9 protein-coding genes are annotated in these 7553 nt (G+C 68.9%); 4 read left to right on the forward strand and 5 right to left on the reverse strand.

Annotated elements, in window-relative coordinates:
• Nucleotides 1-342: 342 nt before the first annotated feature.
• On the reverse strand, nucleotides 343-984 hold the full coding sequence (locus ACFVW8_RS37605) for a DNA-3-methyladenine glycosylase (protein WP_389698280.1): 642 nt from the start codon (nucleotides 982-984) through the stop codon (nucleotides 343-345).
• A 73-nt stretch (nucleotides 985-1057) separates the two neighbouring features.
• Here ACFVW8_RS37605 and ACFVW8_RS37610 point away from each other — a divergent pair, with 73 nt between their 5' ends.
• From ACFVW8_RS37610 to ACFVW8_RS37620, 3 genes are all read left to right on the forward strand, one after another.
• Entirely contained in the window at nucleotides 1058-1840 is a 783-nt protein-coding gene (locus ACFVW8_RS37610) for a sporulation protein (RefSeq protein WP_389698282.1), read from the forward strand.
• Between the two features lie 65 nt (nucleotides 1841-1905).
• Nucleotides 1906-2436, forward strand: a complete 531-nt coding sequence (locus ACFVW8_RS37615; RefSeq protein WP_389698284.1) for a YbhB/YbcL family Raf kinase inhibitor-like protein — start codon at nucleotides 1906-1908, stop codon at nucleotides 2434-2436.
• A 155-nt stretch (nucleotides 2437-2591) separates the two neighbouring features.
• Entirely contained in the window at nucleotides 2592-3098 is a 507-nt protein-coding gene (locus ACFVW8_RS37620) for an HNH endonuclease (protein ID WP_384136143.1), read from the forward strand.
• Between the two features lie 61 nt (nucleotides 3099-3159).
• On the opposite strand, the gene ACFVW8_RS37625 is transcribed toward ACFVW8_RS37620, so the two are convergent.
• The 4 genes from ACFVW8_RS37625 to ACFVW8_RS37640 form a co-directional block, all read right to left on the reverse strand.
• Entirely contained in the window at nucleotides 3160-3927 is a 768-nt protein-coding gene (locus ACFVW8_RS37625; RefSeq protein ID WP_389698286.1) for a sulfite exporter TauE/SafE family protein, read from the reverse strand.
• Between the two features lie 62 nt (nucleotides 3928-3989).
• Entirely contained in the window at nucleotides 3990-4931 is a 942-nt protein-coding gene (locus ACFVW8_RS37630; RefSeq protein ID WP_389698288.1) for an SPFH domain-containing protein, read from the reverse strand.
• Between the two features lie 157 nt (nucleotides 4932-5088).
• Complete coding sequence (locus tag ACFVW8_RS37635) at nucleotides 5089-5520, reverse strand: NfeD family protein (RefSeq protein ID WP_389698290.1); 432 nt, start codon at nucleotides 5518-5520, stop codon at nucleotides 5089-5091.
• A 79-nt stretch (nucleotides 5521-5599) separates the two neighbouring features.
• Complete coding sequence (locus tag ACFVW8_RS37640; RefSeq protein WP_389698292.1) at nucleotides 5600-6397, reverse strand: ABC transporter ATP-binding protein; 798 nt, start codon at nucleotides 6395-6397, stop codon at nucleotides 5600-5602.
• 153 nt (nucleotides 6398-6550) lie between these two features.
• Between ACFVW8_RS37640 and ACFVW8_RS37645 the strand changes: the two genes are divergently transcribed.
• Complete coding sequence (locus ACFVW8_RS37645; protein WP_389698294.1) at nucleotides 6551-7330, forward strand: hypothetical protein; 780 nt, start codon at nucleotides 6551-6553, stop codon at nucleotides 7328-7330.
• Nucleotides 7331-7553: the final 223 nt, after the last annotated feature.

A 7553-nucleotide genomic window follows, 5' to 3' on the forward strand; every position in this document is an offset into this window, starting at 1 on the left:
CACCCCTGCGGGCTTTCCTCCGGGCGCTTCCCTTCGGTCTTGCGTTTCCGACTCTATCAGACTCTTTCGTGTCCGATTCCCGGTCGAAGCGGGATCGCTTTCCAGGAATTCGCTTTCGCGCTTTCCCTTTCGGCGTGTTCACTACTTTAGCCGATTCCCCCGGTGACTCATAATCGAGTCGATGGACTGAATTTCGGCATGCCGAAATTCGCACCCGCTGGGGTGAATCGTAGGTAGTGGTTGGCTGCTTCGAGTGGCCCGGCATGAGGTCCGATGGACCAAACCGTTGGCTGTACCCGTGTCAAGCGGCTCGGACTACATTAGGGGCCCCGTACGGGCGAGTCAAGTTGACCTACGGCGAGGTACGTGTGCTCGGTACGGGCTCACCGTGGGGTCTCCGTCGACCCAGAATCGCCAGGGATGGGTGGCTCCGTCACCCCCCACTCCGGTTCGCGGGCCGCTGCGTACCTGGTCGCGGGGTGGAGGGGTGCCGTGGAGTACGGAGAGGACGGCACCCGGGTGGGCGATGGCGTCGGTGCCGTCGAGCGCGCGGTCGACGTCCAGGGCCGTCGCGAGCCGGGCCGGCCCTTTGGCCAGTTCTCGGTCGTTTCGGGCCGAGACTCGACGTTTGCGGGTGAGGTCGGCGCCCGTATGGATGTCTCCGGCCCTGAGGAGCACCCCGCTCGCCATCCCCTCCGGCCCGCACACCAGGTTCAGGCAGTGCCACATGCCGTAGGTGAAGTAGACGTATGCGTGTCCGGGCGGTCCGTACATCACGTTGTTGCGCCGGGTCCGGCCGCGGAAGGCGTGCGATCCGGGGTCGATCTCTCCCGCGTACGCCTCCACCTCGGTGATGCGCAGCTCGATCGGCCCCTCCGGGGTACTGCGGACCAGCGTCCGGCCCAGTAGATCCGGCGCCACGTCCAGTACGGGGCGGTCGAAGAAGTCCCGCGTGAGCGGCTTACGGTCCTGGCCCTCGATCATGAAATCCGAGGCTACCGGGAACCGACTACGGCCATCGCGCGTATGTAGTGGTCAGGACCAAGGAGGAGTAAACATGGGCTTCAAGCGGCTGCTCGCGAGCATGGGTGCCGGCGGTGCCTCGGTGGAGACGGAGCTGACCGAGCTCAACGTCGTACCGGGTGGGGTCGTCCAGGGTGAGGTGCGGATCCAGGGCGGATCCGTGGACCAGCATGTCGAGGGGCTCTCCGTCGGCCTGCAGGCCCGGGTCGAGGTCGAGGGCCAGGACCAGGAGACCAAGCGGGACATCGAGTTCACGAAGCTGCGTCTCGGCGGCGCTCTCGACGTGCGGGCGGGAGCGGTGCACGTCGTCCCGTTCGGGCTCGAGATCCCCTGGGAGACGCCGATCACGATGTTCGCCGGTCAGCACTTGCACGGCATGAACATCGGTGTGACCACGGAACTGGAGATCGCCCGCGCGCTGGACTCCGGAGACCTGGATCCCATCAACGTGCACCCGCTGCCCGCGCAGCAGGCCATCCTCGACGCCTTCGGGCAGCTGGGCTTCGGCTTCCGCAGCGCCGACATGGAGCGCGGTCACATCCGCGGTACGCGCCAGCGGCTGCCCTTCTACCAGGAGATCGAGTTCCACCCGCCGTCGCAGTACCGCGGGCTCCACCAGGTCGAGCTGACGTTCGTCGCGGACGACCGCGAGATGGACGTCGTGCTGGAGATGGACAAGAAGCCCGGGCTCTTCAGTGAGGGCAGCGACTCCTATCGCGCGTTCAAGGTGGGTCTCAACGACTTCCAGGGGACCGACTGGGCGGCGTACCTGAACCAGTGGCTCGCCCAGGTCGGCGGTCAGCGCAACTGGCTCTAGGGCCAGGCTCTAGGGTCGGTGGGGATACCTGCTGACACCGGAACCGCTACAGGAGAGGTGCTGACGTGACCGAGCCGAAGAGGGCGCCGTTGCCGCACGACTTCCATCCCGAGGTCCCCTCGTTCACCGTGGTGAGCGCGGACCTCGCGCCGGGGGCCGTGCTTGCGGACGCACAGGTGCAGGCGGCGGGGAACACCTCGCCGCAGCTGAGGTGGGAGGGGTTCCCGGCGGGGACGAAGAGTTTCGCCGTCACGTGCTTCGACCCGGATGCCCCCACGGGCAGCGGGTTCTGGCACTGGGTGCTCTTCGACATCCCGGCGTCGGTCACGGAGCTGCCGGCGGGTGCGGGCAGCGGGAAGTTCGAGGGGCTGCCCCCGGGCGCCGTGCACGTCCGTAACGACTACGGGTCCAAGGACTTCGGCGGTGCCGCGCCGCCGCCCGGCGAGAATCACCGGTATGTGTTCACCGTGTACGCGGTCGACAGCGAGAAGCTCGGGCCGGACAGCGAAGCGTCACCGGCCGTGGTCGGCTTCAACCTGCGCTTCCACACGCTGGGCCGCGCCCAGCTGATCGGTGAGTACGCCGAGCCTGCCTGAAGCCCGCAAAGTCGATAGTTCCCCCCTGTTTGCCCTGCCCTGGTCCTGGAGAGATCAGGGCAGGGCACTTTTTATTGCGTTGTCCATTGCGGCCTGCCCGGCCAGAGTTGATCCGGGCCTGCCAGGCGGCGGGCGGCACACGGGAGGTGGGCGGGATGCGGGACACGCTGGTGCTGAATGCGAGCTTCGAGCCGCTGTCGACGGTGACGCTGAATCGTGCGGTGGTGCTGATCCTGCAGGACAAGGCCGTCGTCGAGCAGTCGCATCCCGGCCTCCGTATGCGCGGTGCCGCCGTGGATATTCCGGTGCCCCGGGTGATCAGGCTCTGCCGGTACGTACGGGTGCCGTTCCGAAGACAGGCCCCTTGGTCCAGAAGGGGTGTGCTAATCCGGGACCAGCACCGGTGCGCGTACTGCGGGCGGCGTGCGAGCACCGTCGACCATGTGGTGCCGCGCGCCCAGGGGGGTCAGGACACCTGGCTGAACACCGTGGCCTCCTGTGCCGAGGACAACCACCGCAAGGCGGCCCGTACGCCGGAGCAGGCGGGGATGCCGCTGTTGCGGCAGCCGTTCGTACCGTCTCCGGCGGATGCGATGCTGCTGGCTCTGGGAGCCACTGACCGGTCGGCGCTGCCGGAGTGGCTCGCGCAGTCCGCGGCGTAGCCGCCGTACGCCCTGTGCCGTAGCCGAGGCCCGTCTCCATGCGGAGGCGGGCCTCCGTGCGTCAGCGGAGCAGCAGTTGGACGATCGCGACCGTGCCGACGGTGACGACGAGGGCGCGCAGGACGACGGGGCTCAGACGGCGGCCGACCTTGGCGCCGATCTGGCCGCCCAGCGCGGAGCCGACCGCGATCAGTACGACGGCGGTCCAGTCGAAGTCCGCGACGAAGAGGAAGAAGAGCGCCGCGATGCTGTTGACGACGGCGGCCAGCACGTTCTTCACGGCGTTGAGCCGCTGCATGGTGTCGTCGAGCAGCATGCCCATCAGGGAGAGGTAGATGATCCCCTGGGCGGCGGTGAAGTAGCCGCCGTAGACGCTGGCGAGCATCAGGCCTACGAAGAGCAGCGGACCGCCGTCGGGGCGGGCGGTGGTGCCGGTGTGTTCGCGTCGGCGCTGGACCGCCTTGCTGATGCTCGGTTGCAGGATGACCAGGACGAGGGCCAGGGCCACCAGGATCGGGACGATGGTCTCGAAGGCCGTGGAGGGCAGTGCCAGCAGCAGGGTGGCCCCGGTCAGGCCGCCGACGAGGGCGCCGACGGCGAGCTTGAGGACGCGTGGGCGCTGCCCTTCGAGCTCCTTGCGGTAGCCGATCGCGCCGCTGATGGAGCCGGGGATCAGTCCGAGTGCGTTGGAGACGGTGGCGGTGACCGGGGGCAGGCCGGTGGCGAGCAGGACCGGGAAGGTGATCAGCGTGCCCGAGCCGACGATCGTGTTGATCGTGCCCGCGCTGATGCCCGCGGCGAAGACGGCGAGCATCTCCCAGATGGTCATCCCGGATCCCCCGTGCGTGATCGGTCTTTGGTGCACCGATCATGCACGAGGAGGTGTACACGTCAGTCGACCGGGGGTTGCTCTCGACGCTCCTTGCCGGAGTCGCCGGTGTTGAAGCCGGGCATACCACCGTTGCCGAGGTTCCCGAAGGCGCCGCTGAGGCCCTTGAGTGCGTCGCCGATCTCGCTGGGCACGATCCAGAGCTTGTTGGCGTCGCCCTCGGCGATCTTCGGCAGCATCTGGAGGTACTGGTAGGAGAGGAGCTTCTGGTCGGGGTCGCCCGCGTGGATGGACTCGAAGACCGTGCGGATCGCCTGGGCCTCGCCCTCCGCGCGCAGGGCGGAGGCCTTGGCCTCGCCCTCGGCGCGCAGGATCGCGGACTGCTTCTCGCCCTCCGCGGTGAGGATCGCGGACTGGCGCGTTCCTTCGGCCTGGAGGATCGCGGCGCGCTTGTCACGGTCGGCGCGCATCTGCTTCTCCATCGAGTCCTGGATGGAGGTGGGCGGCTCGATCGCCTTCAGCTCGACGCGGTTGACGCGGATGCCCCACTTGCCGGTGGCCTCGTCGAGGACTCCGCGCAGCGCGGCGTTGATCTCCTCACGGGAGGTCAGCGTCCGCTCCAGGTCCATGCCGCCGATGATGTTGCGGAGCGTGGTGACGGTGAGCTGTTCGATGGCCTGGATGTAGCTGGCCACTTCGTACGTCGCCGCCCGGGCGTCGGTCACCTGGTAGTAGATGACCGTGTCGATGTTGACGACCAGGTTGTCCTGGGTGATCACCGGCTGCGGGGGGAAGGGCACGACCTGTTCACGGAGGTCGATCCGGTTCCGGATGGAGTCGATGAACGGGACGACGATGTTCAGGCCTGCGTTGAGGGTGCGGGTGTACCGGCCGAAACGCTCCACGATGGCGGCGCTGGCCTGTGGGATGACCTGGATCGTCTTGATCAGAGCGATGAAGACGAGCACCACCAGAATGATCAGAACGATGATGATCGGTTGCATCGTTTTCCTCGTGCCCTTCGGTTGCCGGCGGATCGCGATGATCGAGGTCGGGATCGTATGAGGGTCCGTGGGTCAGGCCGATTGTGCTGCCGGTCCGGTTCTCATGATGATCGACATCGAGTCTGGCAGAACGGGCTCTGCCGCGTGGGCTGTTCGGTCACATGACGACGGCCGTGGCCCCGTCGATGTCGACGACATCGACCTGTTGCCCCGGTTCGTAGCTCAGTTCCGCGTCGAGGGCGCGCGCCGACCAGATCTCGCCGGCCAGCTTGATCCGCCCGCCGTCTCCGGTGACCCGTTCCAGGACGACGGCCTGACGGCCCTTCAACGCGTCTATTCCGGTGGCCAGATGGGGCCGGTCCGAGCGATGCCGGTTGGCGATGGGGCGGACCACCGCGATCAGCGCCACCGAGACGATGACGAAGACCAGGACCTGGGCCACGACTCCGCCACCGAGCGCCGCGACGACCGCTGCGGCAACCGCCCCGACGGCGAACATGCCGAACTCGGGCATCGCGGTCAGGACGAGCGGGATGCCCAGTCCCACCGCGCCGATCAGCCACCACACCCATGCATCGATGATGTCCACCCGGCCATCGTATGGCCGTGGGCGCCTCCGCCGACAGGGCGCAGCCGCCGGGCGCCTGCGCGGGAGGGCCGAAAGCCCCCTAGCCGAGCGGCAGTCCGCGGGCGGTGTAGCGGTCGCCCTGGTGCTCGACGACGAGGGGCAGGCCGAAGCAGAGGGAGAGGTTGCGGGAGCTGAGCTCGGTCTCCATGGGGCCCGCGGCGAGAATCTTGCCCTGACGGATCATCAGGACGTGGGTGAAGCCGGGGGCGATCTCCTCGACATGGTGGGTGACCATGATCATGGAGGGGGCGTACGGGTCGCGGGCCAGCCGTCCGAGACGGCGGACCAGGTCTTCCCGGCCGCCGAGGTCGAGACCGGCGGCGGGCTCGTCGAGGAGCAGCAGCTCGGGGTCGGTCATCATCGCGCGGGCGATCAAAGTGCGCTTGCGCTCGCCCTCGGAGAGGGTGCCGAACTTCCGCTCCAGGTAGTCGGTCATGCCGAGCCGGTCGAGGAAGGCGCGGGCGCGGTCCTCGTCGACCTTGTCGTAGTTCTCGTTCCAGGTGGCGGTCATGCCGTAGGCGGCGGTGAGCACCGTCTGCAGGACCGTCTGGCGCTTGGGCAGCTTCTCCGCCATGGCGACGCCCGCGATCCCGATGCGGGGGCGGAGGTCGAAGACGTCGGTGCCGACGCCGCCGAGCTGCTCGCCGAGGACCGTGGCCGTGCCCTTGGTGGGGAAGAGGTAGCTGGACGCGACGTTGAGGAGGGTGGTCTTCCCGGCGCCGTTGGGGCCGAGGATGACCCAGCGCTCCCCCTCCTTGACCGACCAGGAGACGTCTTCCACCAGAGCGCGTCCGTCGCGGACCACGGATACGTCCACCAGCTCCAGTACATCGCTCATGAGCGCGTTGTCTCCCCATGCAGTTTCGTGATCGTCGCGTGCCTGTGGGCACAGCTCCCAGGGAAAACCTACGCCACTGCACGAGTACCTCGGGCGCTGGGCCCGTCGTCGCGCGCCCGCCAGGGGTTACGGGACGGCCCTTAGGCTGTTGCCATGCTTTCGGAACCACGCTCAGGGCTGCTGGCCGCTTGGGGCAATGCGCTGCTTGCCGGACTCGTTTCGCCGGACGACGCGGCGCTCGCCATCGTCGGGGACGACGCGGTGCACCGCGTCGAGGGGCTGCCGGGCGAGGCGGGGCCGGTCGGCCTCACTCTCGCCCTGGGGCGGCTGCGGGGGCTCGGGGTGACCGGTTTCCGGGTCGCGCTGCCCGCCCCCGGGCATCCGCTGGGGCTCAGCGGCCCTGCGGAGTTCAATGCCAGGGCGCTGGAGGCCGAGGAGGCCGTGGTGACCTACGGCGCGCCGTTCGGGCTGGTGCCCGAGGTGCGTGAGTCGGGGCCCGCCGGGGACCTTCATGTCGTCGTGGCGTGGCACTGCCTGGCAGTACGGGAGGCGCCGCCGGCCGATGTGCCGTCGCTGGGCGAGGCGGAGCGGGAGCTGGCCGAGGCGTTGCGGGATGCGACGGAGGTGCTGTCGCGGCTCGACGTGGCCGGGTCCGGGCCGGTGGCCGAGGCCGCGGTCGACGCGTACCGGGCGCGGGCGGAGCGGGGGCGCGAGGTGCTCGCTCCGGGGTATCCGCCCCGGGCGGTACGGGTGCTGGAGCTGGCGCAGCGGGTGGGGCTGCTGGTCTCGGTGGCGTACGAGAACGGGCACGGCGGAGCGGTGAGTGCGTCGGAGATGGCGGCGCGGGGCGAGGCGTTGCGGCCGGTGGAGCGGGTGGCTCGGCGGGCGCAGGTTGCCGCGTACAACGCGTATGTGGAGGAGCGGGCGCGGTAGGGGCGGGCGCCCGGGGTGCGGGTGGCCGGTGTGCGTCCGGGGCGTGTGCTCCTCATGCGCCGGACCGGCTGGGGTGTTGCCCTCAATCGCCGGGCGGGCCTGATGGGGCGGGAGCGAGTCCTCGAAAGCAGCCGGGCGGACCTTCGTGAAGGTCCGCCCGGCTGCGGTGGAGAGGCTGTCTCTTGTACACAAAAACAATCCCCACCCACCTTGTCCGAGCGCG

Origin of the sequence: Streptomyces sp. NPDC058221, from assembly GCF_042882365.1 — a bacterium.
GTDB lineage: Bacteria > Actinomycetota > Actinomycetes > Streptomycetales > Streptomycetaceae > Streptomyces.